Origin of the sequence: Jonesia denitrificans DSM 20603, assembly GCF_000024065.1 — a bacterium.
Taxonomy (GTDB): Bacteria; Actinomycetota; Actinomycetes; order Actinomycetales; family Cellulomonadaceae; genus Jonesia; species Jonesia denitrificans.
In genome coordinates, this window is record NC_013174.1 from 1,691,835 (window position 1) to 1,717,175 (window position 25,341).

Annotated in this window: 22 protein-coding genes and 1 pseudogene; 9 read left to right on the forward strand and 14 right to left on the reverse strand. The window is 58.1% G+C overall.

The window, feature by feature from the left end:
• Nucleotides 1–48 precede the first annotated feature (48 nt).
• The 3 genes from JDEN_RS07900 to JDEN_RS07910 are packed head-to-tail and all read right to left on the reverse strand — an operon-like array spanning nucleotide 49 to nucleotide 3,895.
• Nucleotides 49–1,275, reverse strand: a complete 1,227-nt coding sequence (locus tag JDEN_RS07900; RefSeq protein ID WP_015771845.1) for an MFS transporter — start codon at nucleotides 1,273–1,275, stop codon at nucleotides 49–51.
• Nucleotides 1,272–1,961, reverse strand: a complete 690-nt coding sequence (locus JDEN_RS07905) for a metal-dependent transcriptional regulator (RefSeq protein ID WP_015771846.1) — start codon at nucleotides 1,959–1,961, stop codon at nucleotides 1,272–1,274. The genes JDEN_RS07900 and JDEN_RS07905 overlap by 4 nt, the downstream gene beginning before the upstream one ends.
• Nucleotides 1,958–3,895, reverse strand: coding sequence for a metallophosphoesterase family protein (locus JDEN_RS07910; protein ID WP_015771847.1), 1,938 nt, complete (start codon nucleotides 3,893–3,895; stop codon nucleotides 1,958–1,960). The genes JDEN_RS07905 and JDEN_RS07910 overlap by 4 nt, the downstream gene beginning before the upstream one ends.
• A gap of 274 nt (nucleotides 3,896–4,169) precedes the next feature.
• Between JDEN_RS07910 and mqo the strand changes: the two genes are divergently transcribed.
• A complete protein-coding gene (gene mqo, locus JDEN_RS07915; RefSeq protein WP_226926576.1) occupies nucleotides 4,170–5,666 on the forward strand; it encodes a malate dehydrogenase (quinone) in 1,497 nt (498 codons plus the stop codon).
• Between the two features lie 54 nt (nucleotides 5,667–5,720).
• Nucleotides 5,721–6,716: an aldo/keto reductase gene (locus JDEN_RS07920; protein ID WP_015771849.1), complete on the forward strand. Its 996-nt coding sequence runs from the start codon at nucleotides 5,721–5,723 to the stop codon at nucleotides 6,714–6,716.
• 21 nt (nucleotides 6,717–6,737) lie between these two features.
• Here the strand turns inward: JDEN_RS07920 and JDEN_RS07925 are convergent, their stop codons facing one another.
• Both JDEN_RS07925 and JDEN_RS07930 read right to left on the reverse strand, forming a co-directional pair.
• Nucleotides 6,738–7,367, reverse strand: coding sequence for a thymidine kinase (locus tag JDEN_RS07925; protein ID WP_015771850.1), 630 nt, complete (start codon nucleotides 7,365–7,367; stop codon nucleotides 6,738–6,740).
• Nucleotides 7,367–8,002 carry a trimeric intracellular cation channel family protein gene (locus JDEN_RS07930; RefSeq protein WP_015771851.1) on the reverse strand — a complete coding sequence of 212 codons (636 nt, stop codon included), beginning with the start codon at nucleotides 8,000–8,002 and terminating at the stop codon, nucleotides 7,367–7,369. Before JDEN_RS07930 ends, JDEN_RS07925 begins: the two co-directional genes overlap by 1 nt.
• A 307-nt stretch (nucleotides 8,003–8,309) precedes the next feature.
• Between JDEN_RS07930 and JDEN_RS07935 the strand changes: the two genes are divergently transcribed.
• From JDEN_RS07935 to JDEN_RS07945, 3 genes are all read left to right on the forward strand, one after another.
• Nucleotides 8,310–8,978, forward strand: coding sequence for a helix-turn-helix domain-containing protein (locus JDEN_RS07935; protein ID WP_143713273.1), 669 nt, complete (start codon nucleotides 8,310–8,312; stop codon nucleotides 8,976–8,978).
• Between the two features lie 99 nt (nucleotides 8,979–9,077).
• Nucleotides 9,078–9,461, forward strand: a complete 384-nt coding sequence (locus JDEN_RS07940; RefSeq protein ID WP_015771853.1) for a hypothetical protein — start codon at nucleotides 9,078–9,080, stop codon at nucleotides 9,459–9,461.
• A gap of 38 nt (nucleotides 9,462–9,499) precedes the next feature.
• Nucleotides 9,500–10,171, forward strand: a complete 672-nt coding sequence (locus JDEN_RS07945; protein WP_015771854.1) for an alpha/beta hydrolase — start codon at nucleotides 9,500–9,502, stop codon at nucleotides 10,169–10,171.
• Here JDEN_RS07945 and JDEN_RS07950 read toward each other — a convergent pair.
• The 4 genes from JDEN_RS07950 to JDEN_RS07965 form a co-directional block, all read right to left on the reverse strand.
• Nucleotides 10,116–10,772: a CYTH domain-containing protein gene (locus tag JDEN_RS07950; RefSeq protein WP_015771855.1), complete on the reverse strand. Its 657-nt coding sequence runs from the start codon at nucleotides 10,770–10,772 to the stop codon at nucleotides 10,116–10,118. The genes JDEN_RS07945 and JDEN_RS07950 overlap by 56 nt on opposite strands.
• A 36-nt stretch (nucleotides 10,773–10,808) precedes the next feature.
• The gene (locus JDEN_RS07955; protein ID WP_015771856.1) at nucleotides 10,809–11,843 is read right to left on the reverse strand and encodes an adenosine deaminase; all 1,035 of its coding nucleotides are present in this window, start codon (nucleotides 11,841–11,843) and stop codon (nucleotides 10,809–10,811) included.
• Nucleotides 11,844–11,965: 122 nt separating this feature from the next.
• Complete coding sequence (locus JDEN_RS07960) at nucleotides 11,966–12,373, reverse strand: YchJ family protein (RefSeq protein WP_015771857.1); 408 nt, start codon at nucleotides 12,371–12,373, stop codon at nucleotides 11,966–11,968.
• Nucleotides 12,370–13,152 (reverse strand): alpha/beta hydrolase, encoded by a 783-nt coding sequence (locus JDEN_RS07965; protein WP_015771858.1) that lies wholly within the window; start codon nucleotides 13,150–13,152, stop codon nucleotides 12,370–12,372. Before JDEN_RS07965 ends, JDEN_RS07960 begins: the two co-directional genes overlap by 4 nt.
• 165 nt (nucleotides 13,153–13,317) lie before the next feature.
• On the opposite strand from JDEN_RS07965, the gene JDEN_RS07970 reads away from it, so the two are divergent.
• Nucleotides 13,318–14,145, forward strand: coding sequence for a lytic transglycosylase domain-containing protein (locus JDEN_RS07970; protein WP_015771859.1), 828 nt, complete (start codon nucleotides 13,318–13,320; stop codon nucleotides 14,143–14,145).
• A 13-nt stretch (nucleotides 14,146–14,158) separates the two neighbouring features.
• Here JDEN_RS07970 and JDEN_RS07975 read toward each other — a convergent pair whose 3' ends face one another.
• Nucleotides 14,159–16,057, reverse strand: coding sequence for a glycoside hydrolase family 15 protein (locus JDEN_RS07975; protein ID WP_015771860.1), 1,899 nt, complete (start codon nucleotides 16,055–16,057; stop codon nucleotides 14,159–14,161).
• A gap of 112 nt (nucleotides 16,058–16,169) precedes the next feature.
• Here JDEN_RS07975 and JDEN_RS07980 point away from each other — a divergent pair, with 112 nt between their 5' ends.
• Together JDEN_RS07980 and JDEN_RS07985 are read left to right on the forward strand one after the other, a co-directional pair.
• Nucleotides 16,170–17,528 (forward strand): glucose-6-phosphate dehydrogenase, encoded by a 1,359-nt coding sequence (locus JDEN_RS07980; protein ID WP_015771861.1) that lies wholly within the window; start codon nucleotides 16,170–16,172, stop codon nucleotides 17,526–17,528.
• Nucleotides 17,529–17,536: 8 nt separating this feature from the next.
• Nucleotides 17,537–17,842 carry a hypothetical protein gene (locus JDEN_RS07985; protein WP_041287871.1) on the forward strand — a complete coding sequence of 102 codons (306 nt, stop codon included), beginning with the start codon at nucleotides 17,537–17,539 and terminating at the stop codon, nucleotides 17,840–17,842.
• A gap of 228 nt (nucleotides 17,843–18,070) precedes the next feature.
• Here the strand turns inward: JDEN_RS07985 and JDEN_RS07990 are convergent, their stop codons facing one another.
• Complete coding sequence (locus tag JDEN_RS07990; protein WP_015771863.1) at nucleotides 18,071–20,020, reverse strand: oxidoreductase; 1,950 nt, start codon at nucleotides 20,018–20,020, stop codon at nucleotides 18,071–18,073.
• 250 nt (nucleotides 20,021–20,270) lie between these two features.
• Between JDEN_RS07990 and JDEN_RS08000 the strand changes: the two are divergent.
• A pseudogene (locus tag JDEN_RS08000) lies at nucleotides 20,271–22,754 on the forward strand (phosphoketolase family protein); the annotation flags it as partial.
• Between the two features lie 79 nt (nucleotides 22,755–22,833).
• Here the strand turns inward: JDEN_RS08000 and JDEN_RS08005 are convergent.
• From JDEN_RS08005 to JDEN_RS08015, 3 genes are read right to left on the reverse strand one after another with little or no spacing between them, the layout of a single operon-like run.
• Nucleotides 22,834–23,643, reverse strand: coding sequence for a sulfite exporter TauE/SafE family protein (locus tag JDEN_RS08005; RefSeq protein ID WP_088585232.1), 810 nt, complete (start codon nucleotides 23,641–23,643; stop codon nucleotides 22,834–22,836).
• Between the two features lie 50 nt (nucleotides 23,644–23,693).
• Nucleotides 23,694–24,635 (reverse strand): amino acid ABC transporter permease, encoded by a 942-nt coding sequence (locus tag JDEN_RS08010; protein ID WP_015771867.1) that lies wholly within the window; start codon nucleotides 24,633–24,635, stop codon nucleotides 23,694–23,696.
• Nucleotides 24,632–25,306: an amino acid ABC transporter permease gene (locus JDEN_RS08015; protein ID WP_015771868.1), complete on the reverse strand. Its 675-nt coding sequence runs from the start codon at nucleotides 25,304–25,306 to the stop codon at nucleotides 24,632–24,634. The genes JDEN_RS08010 and JDEN_RS08015 overlap by 4 nt, the downstream gene beginning before the upstream one ends.
• Between the last annotated feature and the right edge of the window lie 35 nt (nucleotides 25,307–25,341).

Consider the following 25,341-nt stretch of genomic DNA (forward strand, 5'->3'; position numbering starts at 1 on the left):
TCACCACCCAAACAACCGTGCTGATTATCCCGCGTGGACGCAGGTCACTTACTCCAACGACTGCAACACCTGCTGAACCTTGCTGTCACGCGCATCGTGAGTCCTGGTCGTGATCTGAATCATGGCAAAACCAAGAACCGTTAACCCCAGCCCCAACCACGCTAACCCCTGGTACCCGGTCGTAGCAGCCAACACCACACCACCTAAGAACGCCCCATTTGCGTTCGCTAAATTGAGCGCAGAGTGACACAGAGCAGCTCCCAAGGACGGCGCCTTGGGAGAGAGGTCCATCAATAGACCCTGTAACCCCAACGCCAAATATTGTGCTGTGAAGCCAACAAAGAAAACTCCGACAAACAACCACACGGGCATGTGTCCGGTGAACCCAAGGAATACGAGGGCGACAGAGGTGGACACAAACCCTACTGTGACTGTGAGTCGAACGTTACGGTCCATCATGCGGCCTGCAAAACCAATCCCGACGGTCATGCCCGTGCCAAACAGTGCGAGCAGCAACGGGATCACCCGGTCGCTGACGCCTGCCCCCAATACCGCCATCGGCTGCACATAAGAGTAGATCGCAAACATGCCCCCAAACCCCACGGCTGAGCCAACAAACACCCACCACAACCGTGGATTCTTCATCGAAGCGAGCTCCGATGCGGGCGATGCGCCTGGTTCCGCCGACACCGCGGGCAACGCCATCAGCAAGATCACCACGGCGAGTGCCCCGAGTATCCCCACAGCAATAAAGGACGCGCGCCACCCCATGACGTGGCCTAACCAGGAAGACAGCGGCACACCGACCACATTGGCTACGGTGAGCCCGCCAAGCATGATAGACATCGCGAAACCACGTTTCGCTGGCCCCACAATCGCGGTCCCCACGACTGCACCGACCCCGAAAAACACCCCGTGCGGAAGTCCTGCGATGAACCGCCCGACAATCAGCCAAGTCAGGTCCGGGGCGAACGCGGAAAGCGTGTTCGCCACCGCGTATAGTGCCATGAGCAGCACAATCAGGCGCGAGCGCGACAGGCGCGCGGTGGCGATTGCAATGAGTGGTGCACCAACCACTACGCCCATCGCGTAGGCGGTGATGGCATGCCCGGCAGTTGCTTCCGTGACGGTTAAGTCTGAAGCGATGTACATGAGGATCCCCATGGTTGCGAACTCGGTGGTTCCGATCGTGAAACCACCAAGCGCCAGTGCGCCAAGGGCCAGGTAAACCCGGGCTGTGAATCGTGGGGTGGGGGTGGTTGATGTGGTGGTCACTCAGTCTCTATCCATACGGCGTCTGCTGCGCGCAAACCTAAGGTGAGTTCGGTCAGGTGGTTGGGGTTGTTTGTTGGTGCCCACAGGACATCGATGACCCCAATAGCGTCACGGCGGGCGTGGACACGAACGTGTGCGTCAAGCCCGAACCCAAGATCAGCGAAGTACCGTAACACATCGGGGTCGTCATCTGAGATTCGTGCCACGGTTCCGGTCGCCCCCTCGGGCAGGACCGTGAGTGTCAACGCGGCAGGTTGGGTCAGAGCCAGGTTTGCACTGGGGATGGGGTCGCCGTGCGGGTCACGGGTGGGATGGCCAAGAGCTTCGTCGATGCGGTGCACCATGAGGTCAGAGACTGCATGTTCGAGTACTTCGGCTTCGTCGTGGACCTCGTCCCAGGTGTATCCCAAGTGTTGGACAAGGAACGTTTCAATGAGACGGTGCCGGCGAACCATGTCGAGTGCGTGGCGCCTGCCTTGCTCAGTGAGGTGGATGGCCCCGTAGCGTTCATGGTCGAGAAGGCCCTGGCTGACCAAACGCCGCACCGTTTCGGAGACCGTGGATGGGCCAACGCCAAGCCGTTCGGCGAGGTCTTTTGTGGTGACTGGCGCGTCAGACCATTCCTGCAGGCCCCACACCACTTTGATGTAGTCCTGTGCGACTGATGTCAGCGTCCCGGTGCTCATGGGGTTGCGTCCTTGGCGGTGTCAGAAGAATCGGGGCTGGATGGTGGGGTGGGGCTGGTGTCCGCTTCCGCATCGTCAGGTTGTTGCGCACCAGGGTTGCTGTCTGGTGGAAGAGCTTGAGTGACCACGGTGGGCATCGGGATGCGGGGGCCGACAAATGCAGTTGCGTCAGGCGTTACGGAAATGAATTGGATATCCACAAATCGGCGCTCATCTGGGTCAAAACGCACAACGGACATCTGTGCGGTGCCTTTCAGTGGGCCAATACTTGCTTGCCCTTCCACTGCCCCGGCAGTGGTCGAGTTCACAAACTGAATACCCAACCCCACCTGTTCTGGACCGACACGACGGTGCAAATGCCCAGAGATTTGCAAGGGAGCGCACCCTTGATTAAGCACTGGCGTTCCCACGTAGGGCGTGTGGATCAACAGCAGGTCAACGTCTTCTTGGCAGGCAACCTGCGCGAGACGTTCACCAGTTTGCGCGTAGGTCTCCCCACGAACCAGTGTGGATCCTTGGCCGATGCGGGTAGCACGGGGGTCTTGATCACCCAAAATACGCACACCCTGCACCTCAACGACCTCGCCACCAAGGGTAATGACCCCTGCGTCACGCGCATGGCCGGTGGTGATTTCCGAGTCGTGATTGCCGTCGGCTTGGACCATGACAGCACCTCGAGGGACTGCTGACGCAAAAGAATCCATGCAGAAACGTTCCAGGTCGGTGCCGTTGATCGTGGTGTCACCGCCGTTGAGGATGATCGATGCGCCGCTACGAGTTGCTGCCGTAGTGATCAGCGGAGACATCCCCACATTGCAGTGGAGGTCAGTGACCACAAGCATGGTCACGTAGTCATCCTGGGGTGGTTCCTCTGCGGGCGTATTGTCGGACAACAGCCGGTGAAAGTAGGGAACAGTGGGGGATGCGGGCTGGGTGTTGGCGTCGTCATCTGGATCCGTGTTCATCCCCGGTAGGGCACCTGCCCCCAGTGGGTCCGGAGCGGTCAGCGAGAGAGGCTGCCCACCTCGAGCTTGCCACACATCTGCGTCATGTTCGGCACGTTCTTGCGCGGTCGTCAACGCGTCATCGAGCGAAGCGTTCGCTCGGTCGTAGAAGGATTGATTTTCTTCATAGACGCCGATCAGTTGCTGCCCGTAGGTGTCAATCACCCCGGAAAGACGGCCCGTCAGGCGAGCACCTTCCAATGGCGTGTTAGTAAAGACTGCAGATGCTTGGGAACCGACGTTGTCGAGGTGGCGTTCCGAGCGGTGAACTGTCGTCCACGTGGTTGCGCCGAGGGTGAGTGTCGCGATTGTCGCTAATGCCCAGGTGCGTCGTGCTAACCGGTAGGCCGTCTGTGTGCGCCGTGCCCGCCCCATGAGCGCACCGGCAATCAGGACTAGGGCAACCATCGTGAGCGCGGCCAACCCAGCTCGCACCAGTGCATCGTGAATGAGAAGTTTTGTGACCAAACCAATGGTGGCTTCAGGAGCCGCGAAGAATTGGAGGTAGCTTTGGACGTCGGACTCTAGCGCGCTGAGAGCATCGTCTGGGTTGAGCGTGGTCAAGGACTCGGGGATTTCGCCGATGGTGGCGGTCACGCCCAACCCCACGGGCAGCGGTGAGGGAATTTGCAGTGTGCCGAGTGGTCCGGCATCCACTGTGATCACAGAGTTCACGGTCACGTCATAGGTCGCGTCATGCGGACCGAAGTTCGCGTGTGCGGTCGCAGTTGTGACACCAAAAATGAGTGCAGTGACAGTGACAAAGAAGCCAACCAAGCTCAGACGGACGATCCGTGGCGGGGTGATGCCATCACGCGGGTGCATAGACCAGCGCACCCAAGCCCTCCACGCCCGGGAAAGAGGGGGCGCCAGTCGTGCGGTGACACCGTTCACGGTTTGCCGCAGGATGGTCAGGCGTGGTCGTCCCATGGCGTTCTCCTTTCGTGAGGTGTGCACTTCGTGATGTCGCTCTGGGCTCTATCTTCTCAAACACCGTGACTTTGTCCCCTGTTGACCTGTGGTGTTCGTCACCACATTTCGCCGTGAGTGTGCGGCAATACTCACAACTTTCATCGTTTTTGCTCGTGGCGGCGAGGGCTTGGCCGACCCTGATAACGGGGACGACGAACGCCCACACATCGACCATCGTGAGATACCTCACGGACACCTCCACGCCCTAGGCGACCAGCCGTAATATCATCGGGTGGCTAAGACACAATCTCCCCAAGACAACATGTACGACGTGGTGCTCATCGGCGGTGGGATCATGAGTGTCACCCTCGGCGCCCTCATCGCACAACTGCAACCCACCTGGACAATCCGACTCTTTGAGCGCCTCGACGACGTGGCCCTCGAATCATCCAACCCCTGGAACAACGCAGGCACCGGTCACGCTGCCCTATGCGAGCTCAACTACACCCCAGAGCAACCCGACGGAACTATTGCGATCTCCAAAGCCGTCACCATCAACGAACAGTTTCACATGTCCCGGCAATTTTGGGACTACCTAGCCCGCCAAGGTGTCATCCCACCGGTCGACACATTCTTGTCCCCCACCCCACACATGACCTTCGTGCGCGGAGCAGACAACGTTGACTACCTCCGCCGACGCTTCAACGCTCTACGCACCCACCCCAACTTCTCCGAACTCGAATTCAGCGACGACCCGCAGGTCATTGCTTCCTGGGCGCCCCTCCTCATCGCTGACCGCGACCCGAACGAACCCATCGCGGCTACCCGCGCCATCGACGGCACAGACGTCAACTTTGGTCGCCTCACCAACCACCTGGCCGCCTACCTCCAAGACCACGGCGCTGACATCTCTTTGCAACACGAGGTTCGCGGTCTTCGCCAGCACACCGATGGCACCTGGACGATCACAGCCAAAGACAAGCACTGGAACGCACCACAACGGACCACAAAGATCCGGTCCCGGTTCGTCTTTGTTGGCGCAGGCGGAGCCGCTTTGCATCTCCTGCAAAGAGCCGGCATCCCCGAAATCAAAGGGTACGGCGGATTCCCCATCTCCGGAGTGTTTCTGCGCACGTCACAGCCGGAAATCGTCGCTCAGCACCAGGCCAAGGTTTATGGAAAAGCCTCCGTCGGATCGCCACCAATGTCGGTGCCGCACCTTGACACCCGTGTGGTGGACGGAACAACCTCACTTCTCTTTGGACCCTACGCAGGCTTCTCCACAAAATTCCTGAAAAAAGGGTCATTCCTTGACCTCTTCACGTCCTTGCGCCCATCGAACATCCTCACCATGCTCACCGTAGCCAAGGACAACTTTGACCTCACCCGGTACCTCATCACTGAGGTTCTCCGGTCACCGATCTCCCGCTTCCGCGCACTGCGTGAGTTCATGCCCACCGCGAACCCCGCAGACTGGGAGTACATTACTGCAGGTCAACGTGTACAGGTCATGAAAACTAGGCCTGGTGAGCGCGGAGGTGTGCTGGAGTTTGGAACAGAACTCGTCAGTGCAAAGGACGGCACCATCGCCGGACTTCTCGGGGCATCTCCTGGGGCATCCACCGCAGTGTCCACCATGCTGGACTTGCTGCGGAGCTCCTTCCCTGATGAGTACCTCACCTGGCAGCATCAACTCGCCACAATGATGCCGAGTTTGTCCGTTGATGATGCCGATACGGAACTTGCATCGTTGAGTGACCGCATTCCCCACACACCCGAGGTGTTCTAACGCACCTACGCGTGCCGCACTGCTTGTACGAGGCGGCACGCGTAGGATCGCCTTATGGACATTCGATCAACCTCACGTCTCCCGTATGACCTATCAGTCATTGGCCAAGGCACGTGGCAACTCGGTGCCGACTGGGGCGACGTCACTGAGGACCAAGCCCTTGCCGTCCTGGATGCAGCCTATGAATCTGGGGTCCGCTTCTTCGACACAGCAGATGTGTACGGCGATGGGCGATCAGAACAACTCATTGCCACGTATTTGCGTTCCCGTCCCAGCCATGGGATCACGGTCGCGACAAAGATGGGTCGCCGCGCTAACCCTCACACCGCCGACCACTACACATTGGACAACTTTCGCCGCTGGACTGACCGCAGCCGCAAGAACCTCGGCGTGGACACCCTTGACCTGGTCCAGTTGCACTGCCCACCCAGCCCGGTGTTGGACCAAGAGACCACCTACGAATGGCTTGACACGCTGGTCGCCGAGGACCGCATCGCTCATTATGGGGTCTCGGTGGAAACGTGCGCTGAGGCGTTAACGGCCATAGCTCACCCCCGTGTCGCTTCGTTGCAAATTATTGTCAATGCGTTCCGACAGAAACCGCTACAGCAGGTGTTGCCTGCTGCAGCGGACGCTGGGGTTGCTGTTATTGCACGGGTCCCGTTGGCATCTGGGCTACTGTCTGGCAAGTATGACCTGTCCACGACTTTCCCTGACAACGACCACCGCACCTATAACCGTCAGGGGGAAGCTTTCGATGTGGGTGAAACCTTCTCGGGGGTTCCTTTCGATGTTGGCGTGTTAGCTGCAGGTGAGTTCACCGCTGCAGTGCAGGCTCAAGGTGTGGAAGCGACACCAGCGCAACGGGCGTTGCGCTGGCTCATTGATCTACCGCAGATCACCACGGTCATTCCGGGGGCGCGGAACGCAGACCAGGCGCGGGCCAACGCTCTGGCTGCGGAGCAGCCACCACTGGATGAGGCGACCGCGAAGCGCATTACTGAGATTTACGATGCGCACATTCGCTCACACGTGCATGACCGCTGGTAGGGGTGCACTGCTGGTATGAGGCTAGTCTTGCGCCACGTGCCATTCTCGGTTGAGTCGCCCACCTGATTCTCTGAGATAGCACGTGGCGCACAAAGACTCGTATGTCACTTCCATGCCGTCAATGGCGACTTGGTCGCCTTCAAAGATGTAGGTCCCGTGGGCACACCGGGCGTTAAAAACGGCTTTGCGTCCGCATCGGCAGATTGTTTTGAGCTCTTCGAGCGAATGGGCGATTTCTAAGAGTCTGCGCGAGCCAGGAAATGCGCTGGTGCGAAAGTCGGTGCGAATTCCGTAGCAGATGACGGGAATGTTATCGAGAACGGCGATGCGCATCAGGTCGTTGACTTGGTGCTCTGTGAGGAATTGGCTCTCGTCAATGAGAAGGCAGGAGACGTCTGTTCCGTGTCGTTCTTGCACCTGAGACCGGTGGTGTTGGAAAGTCTGGTATGCGTCGTCGTTGTCTCCCAGGAGGTAGTCCACACTTCGGTCAACGCCAAGGCGTGACAATATCGCTCTCCCGGCTTTCGAGTCGACCCCAGGTTTTGCAAGGAGCACCTGGTGGCCGCGTTCTTCGTAGTTGTGTGCGGCTTGGAGGAGTGCAGTGGATTTGCCGGAGTTCATTGCGCCATACCGGAAGTAGAGCTTTGCCACTAGGTGTCCTTGCTGTGGTGCGGGGGTTTGGGGGCGTGCAGGTCGAAGTGAACTCCAACCATGCGGAGAGTGAAACACATCAACGCTGCGAAGACCACCCACGGTACTGATGGCAGCGAGGATGCAACGATCACTGCGGTTAAGCTTGCGCCTAGTGCAGCGGGAATGGCGTACAGCTCGGTATGGAGGACGGCGGGGATTCGCTGAATCATGATGTCACGGATCGTTCCGCCCCCTGCTGCGGTAATGACCCCAAGAATGATGGATTGAATTGGTCCAAGACCAAACGTCAGTCCTTTGAGTGTTCCGGTGACGGCGAACAGGGATAGTCCTACTGCGTCGAACAGGGTGATCGTTGGGGCGAGTTTTTCCAGGCGCGGACCTAAAAAGAATGCGATGAGCGAGCCCAGAGCCGCGATGAACAGGTATCGCCAATCCATGAAGGTCGTGGGGGGTAGGGAGTCAATGAGGATATCGCGAATGAACCCTCCTCCCAAGGCAGTGACCATTCCGAGTGTGAGCACACCGACAATGTCCACGCGGGCAAACTTGAGGGCTGTCATTGCGCCGTTGACAGCGAAAGCGAGGGTTCCTAAGAGGTCGAGGGTGAGCAACGCGATGTGCCCTGAATCCATGCCTTATTCCTACCTGATTTTGCTGTGGTGACCAAATGGGTCTTGCCTCATTGACGTCTGTGGGCGTGGTTGATGAGCCACATGACGCGACGTGATGGCACACACCACAAATGACAGTTAAGATTAGGCTTACCTAATTACTATGCGCGTCGTGACAACGTAAGGGCCCCAAGTGACCGTTATCGAGCTTCCTGTTTCCGCAAACACTCGGTGCACCCCGTCCACATCACTGGACCACCCCCTGGGATGCCGCCATGGACAAGTCCCACACCTTGCACCAAGCACTACACGCACACTGTCCACGCACATGCTCGCCTGGGTTCCCCACGGAACGTTACGCGTTGACATCGCGGGTCGGACCTACCTTGTCACCCACACCCGCCTCCTGTGGGTCCCTGCCAACGTGACACACACGCTACGCCCGTCCCACGATGCCCTCCTTATCCCTTTCATGATGCCCACTGATCCAGACACCACCATCAGCACGTGGACAACGGTGCACACGATCCGCGCCACAGGCGCACTGCATTCGCTTATCCGCGTGCTAGCCCAACCTGCGTTATCGACCGCCCACGAGTACTCCCGAGCGCTCGATCAGTTACTGGATGTTCTGCCTCGGCTCAAAGAACTCGACATTGACGTGGCCCTCCCGTGCGATCCGCGTGCGGCCACTGTCGCCACAGCGCTGATAGAGAACCCTGCGCATCCACGAAGCCTCGAGGAATGGGCAAAGGTTTGTTACACGTCGGCAAAAACACTACAGCGCCTGTTTGTGCAGCAAACAGGCGTCACTTTCCCCGAGTGGCGCACTCGGGTGCGAGTGCGAACCGCTTTGGATTTACTCCATGAAGGCTGGACAGTTCATTCTGTGGCGACACGGGTGGGCTATTCGACTGCCAGTGGATTTATCGCCGCATTTTCCCGAATTACCGGCCACACACCAGCCCGTTACATGCGAGAAAACCCGAAAATCTAAAAACCGACATAAGGGCACTCCGCTTTCCACATGGAAAGATTTTCTTCGAATATCAGTCAGATGGTGGACACTTTCACCCGCACACGGGAAAATCAGTGCATGACCACATCTGAAGTTCGCGACTCAACCTTGAGCGCCCTGTGGTACCGATCCCCTTCTGACGCAGCGATCGTCCAGGAACGCCTCACAGGCGCCGGTATCACCGAGGACACCCTCGAGGCTTTTTTCGCCACCTATGACCCCCGCACCCCTGAATCCATCTCGAACGACCAGTTCTCCCACCTTTCGGATGACCAACAACTCCTGTTGCTCTCTGAATACGCCCACCGCCAAGGGCGCCTGTCCGAGCTGGTTGCTGACCACCGCAGATCCATCATTACAACGCTCCTTGCCACGCGTTCGTTGAGTTCCATTGCTGGCGCACTTGGCGTGACAAAGCAAGCCGTGCACAAAATCGCCCGCAGTACCCGAGTCACCCGTTAGTTCTCCATCTCACCAGGTGTGTGCCATAAGGTAGTGGCATGAACCTTGATGCAGATGCTGTTGTGTGGACCCATGCCACGACCCGCCAGTCGGTGCCCTCACGCCCGCTCCTCGTGTTGATGCATGGGCTGGGTTCACACGAGCACGATCTTGTGGGGCTTCTCCCCCACCTACCCTCCCATGTTGATGCAGCCTCGCTTCGAGCTCCGCTGCGCGACATGGGAGGGTTTGCTTGGTTCCCGCGTGGGGACAGCGCTGGCACACCTGATGGGCAAGCCATCGCCCAAGCCGCCCAGGCCGTCTTGTCGTGGCTTGACGCTTCGGTTGATGCGACGACCCCTGTGATTCCAGTCGGCTTCTCCCAAGGTGGCGCAATGGTGACCCAGTTACTTCGGGAACGACCGACCCGTTTCGCAGCCGGTGTCGTGTTGTCAGGTTTCCGGCATAGCGCACCTCATCCGCATGACGCAGAACTTGCTGAGCAACACATCCCCGTGTTCTGTGGTCGTGGGGACAGTGATCCAATCATCACCACGGATCGTTTTTTTGACCTAGAGCACTGGCTTGAGCAGCACACTGATGTGGACTTGCACGTGTACGCGGGTATGCCTCACGCAGTCAACGCAGAAGAATTGCGTGACCTATCAGACTTCATTACTCGAGTGTGTCCTGTGGCGGAAGTGAACGGTTCGTCCCCAGACTTGTCATAAACGTCGGGCCAGAAAAACCCAATTCGGCACCAAAGTCTTCCGCCCACGCACTAAAGGGGTGTGTGGCTAACGATTCGTTGGAGAACCGTCGATCCTCAGTGACCTCGGACACGCAAAAGTGAGGGATTTCGAGGTTCGTCACGGGGCTGCCACGCTCACATTCAGCAATGATGAGAGGGCGGTTTGCGCCGCCAAACACATCGATCACCCACCCGTCAGTGCCCAGAAACAACCCGTACCTGTTTTTCACAATGACCTGCCCACCAAGCTCGATCATGGACAGTGCGATGGACACATCAAGTTCACGTTCAGCTTCATACCGTGTGCCAGCGTTCATCGGCCCTTTGACGGTGACGGCAGCGAAGTCAAAATCAGTGCGATGACGGTTGATGATGTCGCGGTAGTGGTCGGCGCCGTCCACGGCGAGCCGTACCCCTGTGGCTTGTGCTCGAACTCGCAATGCATGGCCTTGTTCTGCCAGGTAGTAGCTTTGCACAATGAGTGTGGGAGTTGGGTCATCAAGCACAACGGAAGGGAGGTGTTCCACATAGAATCGGCGTTCGAACTCAAAGTCACCGAACCCGCAGTCGTTGTCGCTCATCGTGTGGTCACCTCCCTTCCTGTTGCTGGTTGAGCGTTAGTTTTCGTGGTAACTATCCACATAAGCGGTGAGTTCTGCGATGTATTCTTCTTTCTTTTCGGCACTGACCCACGACACCTCAAATGAGTGTCGCGCCAGGTCAACCATGTCGCTACTACTCGCTCCGGTCGCACGGGCGAAAGCACTGTAGTTGTCTGCGATGTACCCACCGAAGTAGGCGGGGTCATCAGAGTTCACAGTGACTTTCACACCCTCATGCAACAGGTTGAGAATTTCGTGCGCTTTCATGTCGTCGGTGACAAAGGAGTTCGACATGGGGCAGCAGGTCAAACCTAGTCCTGCGTCACGCACTTTCTTGACCAACGCGGGGTCTTCCACAATGTTCGTACCGTGGTCGATTCGGTCGACTTGGATGTCATCAATGACTTGCCGGATGTGTTCGACGGTGTTGTCTTGGTCGATGTCGCAGTGCATGGTCAGTTTGAGGCCGTTTTCGCGGGCACGAGCAAAGACGGCGGCGAACTTTTCTGGAGGGTTACCGCGTTCGTCAGAGTCAAGGCCTACTCCTAACAGTTTGTGGCGGTGTGGGAGCGCCTGCTCCAGTGTGTCGCGTGCTGATTCAGCGGAGTGATCCCGAAGGAAACACATGATCAGTTCAGCATCAATGCCGTGGCGTTGCTCTGCGTCGTAGGCCGCACGAGAATAGCCGTCAATGACGGTAGCGAAGTCGATTCCTCGGCTGGTGTGCGCCTGGGGGTCAAAGAACATTTCCACCCTGCGTACGCCTTGGGTTGCGGCCTTCGCGAAGTACGCATCAGCCAAGTCGTAAAAGTCCTGTTCGGTGACAAGGACGTTCATGGCAGGGTAATACACGGCCAAAAAGGAGGCGAGGTCATGGAACTGGTAGGTTGCTTGCACCTCTTCTACGGTGTGTTGGCCAATGTCGATGCCGTTGCGTTGCGCTAACCGTAGTTTCAGGTCGGGTTCCAGTGTTCCTTCAACATGGAGGTGGAGTTCTGCTTTGGGTAACCCCGTGAGGAATTGTTCGCTGGGTGTGGTGGGCAGTGGCACGGCTTTGTCCATTCGTTGGCTACACAGGTCCTCGCACCTGGTGTGGTGCTTATCACCAACTTATCGGGTCTGGTCGTTTCTGGCTTGCGCGACACCCCTGACGTGGGGGTTGACCCAAGGGATTAGGTCGTCACTCGCTGGGTGACCTCCCCCAGTTCGTACAACCATTGCCCGTCCACCTTCACAAACCGTGACTGTTCTGTCATGGACCCACGTGCGTTGCCGTCGCGCCAGTGGGCACGAAACGTCACGTACCCTGTGTCACCGGTGACTGGGGGCGCATCGAGAATCCGAAGCCGAGTCCACACAAGAGAGTCGTCAAGGGTAAGGTCATCAGGCCGCGTATCAGGGTGCCAGGTGTCTCGAACATAGTCGATGTCCCCCACCGTGTATGCACTGTACCGCGAGCGCATGAGTTGTTCCGGGGTCAGGGGTGTGGCGCGGTGTCCGTGGAAGGGTGCGCAGCAGGCGATGTAAGGGGCGGAGCTGCCGCATGGGCAGGCAAGGTGACGGTTGGCTGGTGTGGTCATGGTTGCTCCGTTGTGGTGGGGAACATCCAGGTGAGGACTTGTTGGATGCTGTAGTCGAAGTAGTCCCAATCGTGGCTTCCGGGGCCGGTGAGGTCGGTGGTCACCGTGATGCCGCGTTCGGTGGCTGTGTGCGCGAAGTGGAGGTTTTCTTGGTAGAGGAAGTCTTCGGTTCCGCATGACTGGTAGAGGCGTGGGAGGTCGGTGGGGTTGGCGCGGTGAAGCATGGTGATGGGGTCATCGTCGGTGCCGTGGGGGTGTTGGCCGCCCCACACCTGTGGGACTTCGACGGCGAGGTTATCCACGGCGGGGGTTGGTGCCATGCTGAGGACGCCGGAGATGGAGGCTGCTGCTATGTACCGGTTGGGGTGGCGTAGCGCGAGTTTCATGGCGCCGTATCCGCCCATGGACAGGCCGGCAACGTAGGTGTGGTTGCGGTCGGTGGCGACGCGGAAGAAGTGGGCGACTTGGTGAGGTAGTTCGTCGCTGATGAAGTCCCAGTAGCGTTGGCCGTGGTGTTCGTTGGTGTAGAAGGAGCGGCCTGCGCGGGGCATGACCACTGCGATTCCCAATGGGGCGACGTACCGTTCGATGGAGGTGCGTCGGGTCCAGATGGTTTCGTCGTCGCTGAGTCCGTGGAGGAGGTAGAGCACGGGTGGAGGTTGCGCGGTTGTGCGGGTGTTCATTCCGATCTGACCGGTGGCGGATTCGGGCAGGATCACTGTCATGGCTGTGGATTCGCGCAGGGTTTCGGAGAAGAAGGAACAGGTAAGGACGGCCATGGGTTCTCCTTGGTGTGTGTTCACGTGATCTTTCGATGTTGCGTGCGGCTCCTGCACGCGTTGTCCGCCGGTACGCCCCGTGGTGCGCACTACAGTGGGACAGTACACCCGGTGGTGTGTTGGTGTCATGCCTGGTGCGGTCGTGAAACGCGGGAAGGGGCTGTTGTGGGTTCTGGTTCACGTGGCGGGTCGCGGCGTGTGTCGCGTCGCACCCAGCGTCGTCGGCTGGGTTGGGGTGTGGTGGTGACGTGCGCTGTTGTGGGCGTGGTTGTCGCGGGGTTGGTGGGTGCGATTCGGCATTTTGCCGCCGGGCAGCGTGTCGTTGAGGCTCCAGTTCCCTCGGTTTCGCCTCTTCCTGTTGCGTTGCCTGTGCGTTCTGGTTCTCCTGATACGGAGGGGACCGCATCGTTGCCTGACGATGCGTGGGTGGAGTTCGCGGCGAGTGCTACTGGGGTGAGTGCTCGCGCTGTGCGCGCGTATGCGGGTGCGGCGTTGTTCATGGCTAAGGACAACCCTGAGTGCGCTATTCCGTGGACTTTGCTGGCGGGTGTGGGACGGGTGGAGTCTTTTCATGGGCAGATCAATGGGAGTGAGGTGCGCGCTGATGGCCTTGTGACGCCGCAGGTGATTGGTATCGCGTTGGATGGGAACGGGGTTGCTGCGATTCGTGATAGTGACGGCGGTGCCTTAGATGGTGATGTGGTGTGGGATCGGGCGGTTGGGCCCATGCAGTTCATTCCGCAAACGTGGGAACAGTTTGGGGTTGATGCCACGGGCTCTGGTGGCGCTGACCCCCATCACATCGATGACGCGGCGCTGACAGCGGCACAGTATTTGTGTGACCGTGCCGGTGGCCCTGTGGTGGAGGAGGACCGGTGGCGGCAGGCGATTTTGGCGTACAACAACTCCGTGCAGTATGTGCGCGATGTGACAACGTTTGCGAATAGGTATGCGCTGGCGGTGGGGCAGGCAACCACGCTCGATCAAGGCTAGCGGTGTGGTGTGGTTACCGTGTTCCTCTGGCGCGGGCAATCGCATCGACGGCCCGAATAAAGCCGATGTGGCTGAACGCTTGAGGGTAGTTACCTGCGAGCCGTTGACTGGATGAGTCGTATTCTTCACTGAACAATCCCAAGTCGTTGGCGCACCTGCTGAGACGCTCCACAAGGTCTTCGGCGTCGCCGATCCGTCCGCTGCGTGCGTATTGTTCCACTAACCAAAACGAGCAGATCATGAAGGAATACTCGCCACCTTCCAACCCATCTATGCCCAGATCCGTTCGGTATCGGTGGACAAAACCCGCCTCGTCAAGCAGGTCGTGTTCGATTTTTCTCACCGTCCCCAGCATCCGTTCGTCATCAGGGGCCACGATCCCGGTGACAGGAAGGTGCAACAACGACGCATCCACTTCGTCGTTATGGTAGGTCTGCGTAAATGACCCCAACTCCTCATTGAAGCCTCGTGACAACACCTCGTCTCGTAATTGGTCGCGGCGCATCCGCCATTGGTCAACCGGTCCAGGCAAACCATACTGATCAACAGCTTTAACACCCTGATCAAACGCGGCAAACATCATGGCACGACCATGCGTAAACCAGTCTTTGGGGCCACGCATCTCCCAAATGCCGTGGTCTGGCCGATCAAGGTTGTGTTCCACAAAGGTCAACAGGTTACGTTGCAGCGTCCAGGAGAACTCATCTTCTTCCACACCAGCCTCACGAAGCGCCGCTAACGCGATCATGACCTCCCCCACCACATCAGCCTGGTACTGGTCCACAGCACCATTACCAATGCGCACCGGCCGCGACCCTTCATAACCAGCCAAATGGTCAAGTTCCCGCTCCGGCAAGTGCCGCTCCCCCGCAGTGCCATACATGATCTGCGTGTCATCAGGGTCCCCAGCAACAGCCCGCAACAACCAATTACGCCAGTGCAATGCGCCTTTGGTGTACTGGTGGGCAATCAACACCTCAATGGTCAGTGCCGCATCCCGCAGCCACGTGTACCGGTAATCCCAGTTGCGAGATCCCCCAAATTCCTCGGGAAGTGAGGTGGTTGGCGCCGCCACAATGCCACCCGTTTCCTGGTCAGTCAGTGCCCGAAGCACCAGCAATGACCGCATCACCCGTTCGTCATACTCGTGGCGTGCATCCACGTGGCCAGCCCATTGGCGCCAAAACTCCACCGTGTCTGCGATCGCTTGATGAGGGTCTGGCACAGCCGGCAAATCATAATGGGAGGGAAGGTACGTCAACGTCCACGCCTCCTCATCACCTTCATCAAGTGTCATCGTGAGCGCAAGACGGTCAGCGATCGCACCATGAAAATCGACGAGCCGGTCAGCAGGACCGTCCTCCTCGTCCCCTACCGCACCCGGGTAGTCACTGTGCGTATCCCACGAATCATCGATGCGCATCGGCGGCCCACTCAACAACAACGCGTCTGGTCCAGCAACAGACAACAACGCCTCACTGCCATCAGGGCACGACACCGTGCGAGTCCACGGACGCGCACGGTTGTAATCGAACCGGATACGAAGATCATGAGCAATCGTTGCCCGCCCCCGCTCACACCGCACCCGACGAACCACAGAGTTCGTCGCCGTGTCAGTAGGAAGAACATCAGTCACCACAACGCGCCCCTCCGCGGTCTCCCACGTGGTGTGCAACACAAACGTGTCCCGTTCATAGTGACGATCCACCACCCGCCCATCCACCACACGAAGCTCCCAACGGCCATCCTCAGGTTCACCAAGCAGCGCAGAGAACACAGCAGGAGAATCAAACCGAGGCAGACACAACCAATCAATGGACCCCTCCCTCGACACCAGTGGACCAGTTTTCATATCAGAAAGAAGTGCATAGTCTTCCAGGCGAGTTGACGTGTGTGTTGTGTGTTCTCCCATCACCCTAGTCAACCAAGAATTGGTCAAATACGCTCGTCAACGCCACCTCACACCCTCCACCACGCGGTCAGTCCCCCCTGCAGGTAACCGATAACGCCGGTAATGTGCCCCCATGAAGCCCATCACCAACTTTGTCATCCTCGGCGCCGCAAGCGATGTCACAAGCAGACTAGTCCTGCCCGGGATCGCATCACTCCTCAACGCCGAACCCCACCGCACCATCACCGTGATCGGGACCTCCCGCCACGACAACCTCGACATGGCAGACATGATGCGGCAAGCCGCCACACACGTTGGGGCACAAGGACCAGCAGTAGACAAGGCCATCAACACCGCAACCCACAGCCGCGTTGACGCCACCAATGCCAACGACATCCTCACAGTCCTGTCCACCCATGACGGTCCCAGCGCACTCTATTTCGCCCTCCCACCAGCTGTCACCCTCAAAGCCCTGACCGCGCTCGCTGACACCGGTGTTCCTGACGGCACCATCCTCGCGTTAGAAAAACCCATCGGTGACGACGTCCAGTCAGCACACCGCATCAACGAACTCGTCCACCAGATCGTCCCCACAACCTCAGTGTTCCGCATCGACCACTTCCTTGGATTACCCGCGTTACGAAACCTGTTAGGGTTCCGATTCGCAAACCGATTCCTTGAGCCACTACTCTCACGAGATCACGTCGACCGCATCGATATCACCTTCGATGAAGAACTTGGCCTCGAAGGACGGGCCGAGTTCTACGACTCGACAGGTGCGCTCGCAGACATGATTCAGTCTCATTTGTTGCAGTTACTTGGTGTGGTCATGATGGAGCCACCAGCCTCGTTTGATGAGGTAGAGATTCCTGCGTTGATTGCCCACGTGTTGCGGTCAACCCATGTGTGGGCTGATGACGCGCGACCGATGCCACCAGTTCGTGGTCGCTACAGTGCAGGACGTGTGGGCGGCCGGGAGCTCCCGGCTTATCGTGATGAAAAAGGTGTTGATCCGGCACGCAACACCGAGACGTTCGCGCAGGTGACTGTGGAGGTTGATACCTGGCGGTGGAATGGGGTTCCGGTGACGTTGCGCTCAGGTAAAGCGATTGGCTCTGCCCGCCAAGATATCTGTATCACCTTCAAACGGCCCCCGCACCGGTACCATCAGTTCCCTCGTGACGGATTAGTTCCCCCTGCGACACTTCGGTTTGGTGTCATGGACGAGCACATCACCATGGACGTCAACGTGGGTGGCCCGTTTGATTCACGGGGGATGTCGCGGGTGAGTTTGTCCTCGGGGATGCCGGAGCCTGGGGTCACCGCGTATGGGTCTGTGGTGCGTGGCATCCTTGACCGGGACCCCACATTCGCGGTGCGGGCAGATTCGTCGCAGGAGGCGTGGCGCATCATTGCCGATGTGCACGCTGAGTGGGAGCACCGTCATGTTCCGTTGGTCGATTACCCGGCTGGCAGTGAGGGTCCGCAATGAGGTTGCGAATGGTCGTCACAGCCAGTTGTGTTGCTGCTGTGATGGTGGGGTGCGCGGGCCGCACCGGTGACCCGGTTCCTTCAGACTCGCAGCGAACGTCTTTGGCAGAACAGTCAGCGCCCGAGGGGGAGAGGGATACGTCGTCTGCGGGCGTGGTACTGGGGACAGCCGTGGAGATTGTTGCTGAAGATCTACCGTCTCCATGGTCGATGGTGTTGGGGCTTGCTGTGGATGGTGAGGACCGGCTTGTGGTGTATTCCACCGGTTTTGATGGGAACCGAGTTGATCGCTCTGTGATGCTCGGGGAACCCTGACCCGGACTCATATGTTTACTCGTTGGGTCATCACAATGTTCAAGGCTTAGCTTTTTCCAGTGATGATGACTCTACTGATGGGCGTGGGCAGCCTGGACCGACCGATGATCGGATTCTTCGATTGACCGTCGCACAGTAAGTACAGGGATTTCCTGAGGCTCGCCTTTCACCTATTGCAGATGCGTGGCGGGCGAATGGTTCGTCCGCCCACCACGCATCACATCAGTTCTAGAGTTCGCAGGCCGCTGCAAAGCCTGCGTTGATCGCTTCACCCACTTTCGCGGGCGTGACGCAGTCACCAACGGCGACAATCGTCCGGCCTTGAGCTTGCGCAGCTTCCTGGAATTCTTTGTTTGGTGCTACACCAAACGCGGAAATCACAGTGTCTGCGTCAATGACAACATCCTGGCCGTCGTGTGTTGCCACAACCGCACCCGACGTCACCTGCGTGACAGTGTGGTTGGTCAACACAGTGACATTGTGGTCGGCAAGCTGCCGCAGAAGCGTCATCCGGTTGATGATAATGAGATCACGGGCAAGCCCCTCGCCCATTTCCACAATGGTGACCTCGTGTCCCTCAAGAGCAAGCTCTAGTGCCAAATCTGCGCCTGACAAGCCACCACCCAGAACAACAACCCGGTGGCCAAGCGGTGCCCCATTGTGCGCGTCAAGGACAGAGACCACCTGGTCACTATCAAGTCCACCAATGCTGGCAGGTTCAATGGGCACGGAACCCGTTGCCACAATCACCTCATCCGCATCGGCAATTTCTGGGCTATCAGCCCGAAGCTCAACTCCCGTGTGGATCGTCACGGGCAACTGCGCGAGTTGCCTCTCCCACCAACTGATCATGGCTTTGAGTTCCTTTTTGAACTCTGGTGTTGCTGCTGGAAGAAGAACCCCACCGAGGAGGTCGTTCTTTTCATACAAGTCCACCTGATGCCCTCGAAGTCCCGCGACCCTGGCCGCTTCTAGTCCACCAGGACCACCACCCACAACGACCACGTGTTTTGACACAGGAGCGGGAGTAATGACACGTTCGCGTTCCAAGCCCACCTGTGGGTTCACAGCGCACCCTAGCGGCAGGGCAAAGAAGGCATTGCCCACACACATGGCGTTACAGCGAATACACGGGCGGATGTCTTCCCGGCGTCCCTGGGCAAGTTTGTTGACCCATTCTGGGTCAGCAATGAGGCCTCGCCCCACACCTGCAATATCAGCTTTCCCCTCGTTCAACACCTGCACCGCAGTGTCTGGGTCAAGGTTTCCACACGCCACAACCGGAATGGAAACAACCTCTTTCAGGGCTTCAGCAGCTGACACCATGCACCCGTCACCCAGGTAGTACGGGGGAAAAACGTAGTCCATTGCTTCGTACGACCCGTCATCAGCAAGGATAAAGTCCAGCCCAGCCGCCTCAAGAATCACTGCGATTTTGCGTGACTCTTCCGCGGTTCGGCCACCAGGGAAACGGTGATCAACAGAGAGCCGGAAGCTCACAGGCAACCCAGGCGCCGCCTTCTTCACAGCCTGGATAATCTCCACAGCAAACCGGCAGCGCGCCTCAACTGACCCACCATACTCATCGGTGCGACGGTTCCACACGGGGGACATGAACTGATCTATGAGGTAACCGGTGTGTCCGTGAATGTCGATGGCGTCAATGCCCGCAAGCGCAGCTCGCGCTGCGGCTTCGCCTGCGCGCTGTACGAGCAATTGGATCTCGTCGACCGTCAGCGGCCGACACAACACGCTGGGGTCGGCGTAGTGCGGGTTATCTGACGCGGAGATTGGGGGGCGGTCAGGGTTGACCACGTTGATGTTACGCCCCAGGCCTGCGGTGAGCTGTAATGACACCTTAGCGCCGGCTGCGTGAATAGACTCCGCGAGCGCGGTGAGTCCAGGGATTGCAGCATCCGTGTCAACGCGGCACAGGCCCTCGTTGATCTGTTCGAAGTCTTGGGAGAACGCTGCAATACCGGTCATGACGAGCCCTACTCCCCCGCGTGCGCGTTCGGTGTAGTAGGCGATTTCTCGATCGGTGATGAGCCCTTCGTGTGTGCCCATTTCTGTGCCCATGGGTAGGAGAACCACTCGGTTCGGGATCGTCATTGTCCCGAGTGTGATGGGGCGTAGGAGTGGGTCGTAGGGGGACAGTTCGACCGGTGTGCTGGTCATGGTGACTCCTTTTGATGGGGGCAAGGATGATATGGTCATTGTGACACGAGTCACCTACCGATCGGTCGACTTAGGTCCCTTTCTCATCAAGAAAGACAGCCTCCACCTCGAGGAACAAATCTTCGACACGCCACAACACGCACCTGCCACCCTGCGACCGGCCAATTTGTCAGAAAAAACGCACCACACATCGACAGACATCCCATGTAATGGGTTGTTAGCCCTAGAGGGACCTCACGAAGTCCGGTAGGTTCGAGGTGGCGGGGATCACTCCCCAGCACAGACGAAGAAGGAGTCACCGATGTCTGAACTCACCGACGAGACCCTCACAATCATTGACCGGTGGTGGCGCGCAGCCAACTACCTCTCAGTCGGGCAAATCTACCTGCTCGACAACCCGCTGCTCCGCACGCCACTGAGCCGCGACGATGTGAAACCCCGTCTCCTCGGCCACTGGGGAACAACCCCAGGCCTCACGTTCCTCTACGCTCACCTCAACCGGGTGATCAAGGAACGTCAACAATCCACCCTGTACATCACGGGACCCGGCCACGGAGGCCCAGGACTCGTTGCAGGTGCCTACCTTGACGGGACGTACTCCGAGATCTACTCGGACATCACCGAAGACACCGAAGGGCTACAAAAACTGTTCAAACAGTTCTCCTTCCCCGGTGGTATCCCCTCCCACGTCGCACCAGAAACACCCGGGTCTATCCACGAAGGTGGTGAACTCGGATACGCGCTCTCACACGCCTACGGAGCCGCATTCGACAACCCTGACCTCCTTATTGCAGCAGTTGTCGGTGACGGTGAAGCCGAAACCGGGCCCCTAGCGACCAGCTGGCACTCCAACAAGTTCATCAACCCAGCCACCGACGGGACAGTGCTGCCCATCTTGCACCTCAACGGGTACAAGATCGCCAACCCCACCGTCCTTGACCGCATCTCACGCGACGAACTCGAAGCGCTCATGGTCGGGTACGGGCACAAACCCCACTTCTTCGAAGCAGGATACGACGACGAAGACGCATCATCATTCCACCGCCGGTTTGCTGAGCTTCTCGACACCGTATTGGATGAGATTGCGGCCATTAAAGAACGCGCAGCACAGGGCGACGAATCACGGCCACAATGGCCCATGATCGTGTTCCGCACCCCCAAAGGATGGACCGGCCCAGCCACCATTGATGGGAAGAAGACAACTGGTTCGTGGCGAGCACACCAAGTTCCTTTGGCTAGTGCACGCGACACCGACGAACACCTCCAGGACCTCAACGCCTGGTTGCAAAGCTACCGGCCCGACGAACTCTTTGACGAGAACGGAAAAGTTGCTCAAGACATTGCCAGCCTGACGCCCAAGGGTGACCTGCGCATGAGCGCAAACCCCCACGCCAACGGTGGGGTACTCATGAAGGAGCTGCGCCTTCCCCCCATTGAAGACTTCGCTGTGGACGTCCCCACACCAGGGTCAACCATCTCAGAAGCACCCCGTGTGCTGGGGTCCTACCTCACCGAAGTGATCCGTAGAAACCCAGATAACTTCCGGATCTTTGGCCCCGATGAGACCGCGTCCAACCGGCTCCAAGGCGTTTACGATGTCACCGACAAACAATGGAACGCTGAGTTCTTTGACGGTGACACCGACGAACACATGGCCCGCAAAGGACGCGTTGTCGAGATGCTGTCCGAACACCAGTGCCAAGGATGGTTGGAAGGCTACCTCCTCACCGGCCGTCACGGGCTGATGACCTCCTACGAAGCGTTCATTCACATCGTGGATTCCATGTTCAACCAGCACGCCAAATGGTTGAAGGTCACCAACCACATTCCGTGGCGCCAACCCATCCCGTCACTGAACTACTTGTTGTCCTCACACGTGTGGCGCCAAGACCACAACGGGTTCTCCCACCAAGACCCCGGGTTCATTGACCACGTGGTGAACAAAAAGGCTGAGGTCGTGCGGGTGTACCTTCCCGCTGACGCCAACACTTTGCTCTCCACATACGAGCACTGCCTCAAGTCGCGTCAGTACGTCAACGTTGTGGTAGCTGGAAAACAACCAGCACCAAACTTCCTCTCCATGGACGAAGCCAAAGCACACTGCGAACGCGGGTTAGGCATTTGGGAATGGGCCGGCACCGAAACACCGGGGCAAGACCCTGATGTCGTGCTTGCCGCAGCTGGTGACGTGCCCACCCTTGAGGTCCTTGCAGCAGCAGACATTTTGCGCCGCGAACTGCCCGACCTGAAGGTCCGTGTGGTCAACGTCGTTGACCTCATGCGGTTGCAGGACGAAAACGAGCACCCACACGGGTTGACTGACCGTGACTTTGACACGATCTTCACCCGCAACAAGCCAGTGATTTTTGCATACCACGGATACCCATGGCTTATTCACCGCCTTACCTACCGGCGTAACGGCCACGAGAACATTCACGTGCGCGGCTACAAGGAAGAAGGCACCACGACCACACCATTCGACATGGTCATGCTCAACGACTTGGACCGGTTCCACCTGGTCATCGATGTCATTGACCGGGTCAAAGGATTGGGTCAGAAGTACGCTGGGCTTCGTCAAAAGATGGAAGACGAACGGATTCGTGCCCGTGCATACACCCGCGAACACGGACAAGACCTCCCCGAAGTTCGCAACTGGGTGTGGCCTGATGCCGCCAACCAAGCTGATGGTGAAAAAGTCGATGCGACCCTCGACACCGGTGGCGACAACGAGTAACCACTTCCGTTGCCACTGCACGGTGTAAGGCGACACACCTGTGGGCCCACCCGGAGAAAAGGGTGGGCCCACAGCCATATCATTCAGTCAGGACGTCCCACCCCAGTGTGAGGATGAGCGCGCCGACCACACAAAGAAACGCGATCCGAACAAAACGGGATCCTCTCGCAACCGCCATCCGGGCACCCACATAAGCCCCGCAAATATTCGTGACCCCAATCACCAAACCCAGCGTCCACACCACAGCGCCAGTCGGGATAAAGAGCATTAACGCACCGGCATTGGTTGCCAAGTTCACAATTTTCGTGATCGCGGTGGCCGGTAAAAACGAATAACCAAGCCCCGCCACGAGAGCAATAACCAGAAAACTTCCGGTACCCGGCCCAAGAATGCCATCGTAAAACCCAATGACCATCCCCCATAGCATCGCGGTCACAGTGTGGCGGTGTCCAGACCACCGCAGATTGTCATAAGCCCCTAACTGAGGGCGGATCATCGTGTATACAGCCACACCAATCAGCACAACAACAACGATCGGTTTCAGCGCATCGGCAGGCAGTAACACCGCTGTTCGTGCCCCACCGATCGCCGCAATCAGCGCGGTCAGTGCCATAGGCAAAGCGGTGCGCATATCAGGGTGAACAGCCCGATAATACGTTGTTGCCGACACAGTAGTCCCCATGATCGAGCCAACTTTGTTCGTCGCCAGCGCCTGCACAGGACTGATTCCTGGAACAAGGAGCAACGCCGGAAGCTGAATGAGGCCCCCACCGCCAACAACCGCATCAACCCAGCCAGCCGCGAACCCGGCAACCGCAAGCAACACCACGGTCACCACTGTGATCTCAAGCCCAGCACTCCCAGGCACCAGCACCTCAGTTGCCACCATGACCGTCCCGTCTCCCCTGTCCTGCTTCCACGCAGTCGCCACGAGGAACACTAGTCAGGGTTAGTGGGGTTTTGCTCTGGTCGGTCACGCAAATCAGGTGGCCGACGAGTGGTGATGTGCGCAGCAGCAACCTCAACTTGCAGCGTAGAGCCGTGCGGCACCCGGGTTTTGCCTGAGGTACGGGACGACACACGCGATGCGGCCAGTTCAGCACACTTGGACAATGCGTAGTTGATAAGAACAAAAAGGACAGCTGCTAAGAGCATGACCTGCAAAATCGGCATCGGAGAGCGCGATCCGAGCAAACGTGCTTGACGCAACAGTTCGGGATACGTCACAATCTGCCCTAACGCAGAATCTTTTAAAATCACCACAAACTGACTCACCAATGAGGGGAGCATTGCCAAAAGGGCTTGCGGGAGCTCCACGGAACGGATCGATTGACCACGAGTCATCCCCACCGCCAACGCCGCTTCACGCTGACCACTAGGTAACCCGTGGACTCCCGAACGAACAAGTTCGGCAATGACCGCCCCGTTATACAGCGTCAGTGCAACAACAACTGCTACGAGCGGCGCATCGCTACGTGGGATCGCATCGACACGGGAAAACAACACCCACCCAGCAACCATCATGATGAGAACTGGCACTGCCCGAAAAAACTCGACGATAATCCCGCACGTCCACCGCACAACCACTGAATTTGCCAGCCTTCCCACCCCAAATAACGTTCCAAGGACCGTCGCCGCAGCAATGGACAAGGCCGCGGCGACCAGGGTATTGATCAGCCCGGGGATGAGGAAATTTTGCCAGGCGGAAGCTTCCACAAGTGGCGCCCACAGTTCTCCACGCAACTGTCCAGCATTATGAAGTTGGATTCCCATCCACACAAGGAGAGCCACCGCCAAGAGGGCACCCACAATGTTCGCAGCCACAATGCGTGCACGGGCTTTGGGGCCAGGGGCATCAAAAAGTACAGAAGAAGAACTCATCGTGACACCGCCAATTTTTGTGACAAGTATGTGGTCGCCATCCCCACCGGGATAACAATGACCACGAATCCCACAGCAATAGTGAGGAAGATAGGGATCACGTAGTTCCCGTTATTTTCAATCATTTCCCGCATGAGAATCGAGATCTCTGCCACTGACGCTGCCGCAGCAACGGTCGTATTTTTGATTAACGCAATAATCGTATTCCCTAACGGAGCGATAGCACCACGAAACGCTTGTGGCATAATGACTAGCCGTGCTGCAGGGAGGAAAGATAGCCCGATCGCTCGTGCTGCCTCTGCTTGACCAACCGGCACCGTGTTGACCCCAGATCGGATTGCTTCACAGAAAAATGACGCGTGGTACACCGACAGCGACAACACCGCGAGCCAAAAGAAATTCTGCGCAAAGTTCTGCGAGAAATTCACACCAAAAATTGGCCACAACACCAAAACCGCGAACACCATGATGACAGTGAGTGGGGTATTTCGCATAAGCGTCACGTAGGACGCCCCCAAAGCGCGCAGTGAAGGAATCGGAGAAATACGCATCATGGCAAGAACTAAACCAAGCGTTAATGCAATAACGGTAGAGAAGAATGCAAGTTTGAGGTTGACCCAGTATGCGGCGGGTATGTTGTAGGTCGTGATGACGTCAAGAAAATCTGCCATCGAGGTGGGGTCCTTTCCAGGTGGCGGCCATCCAC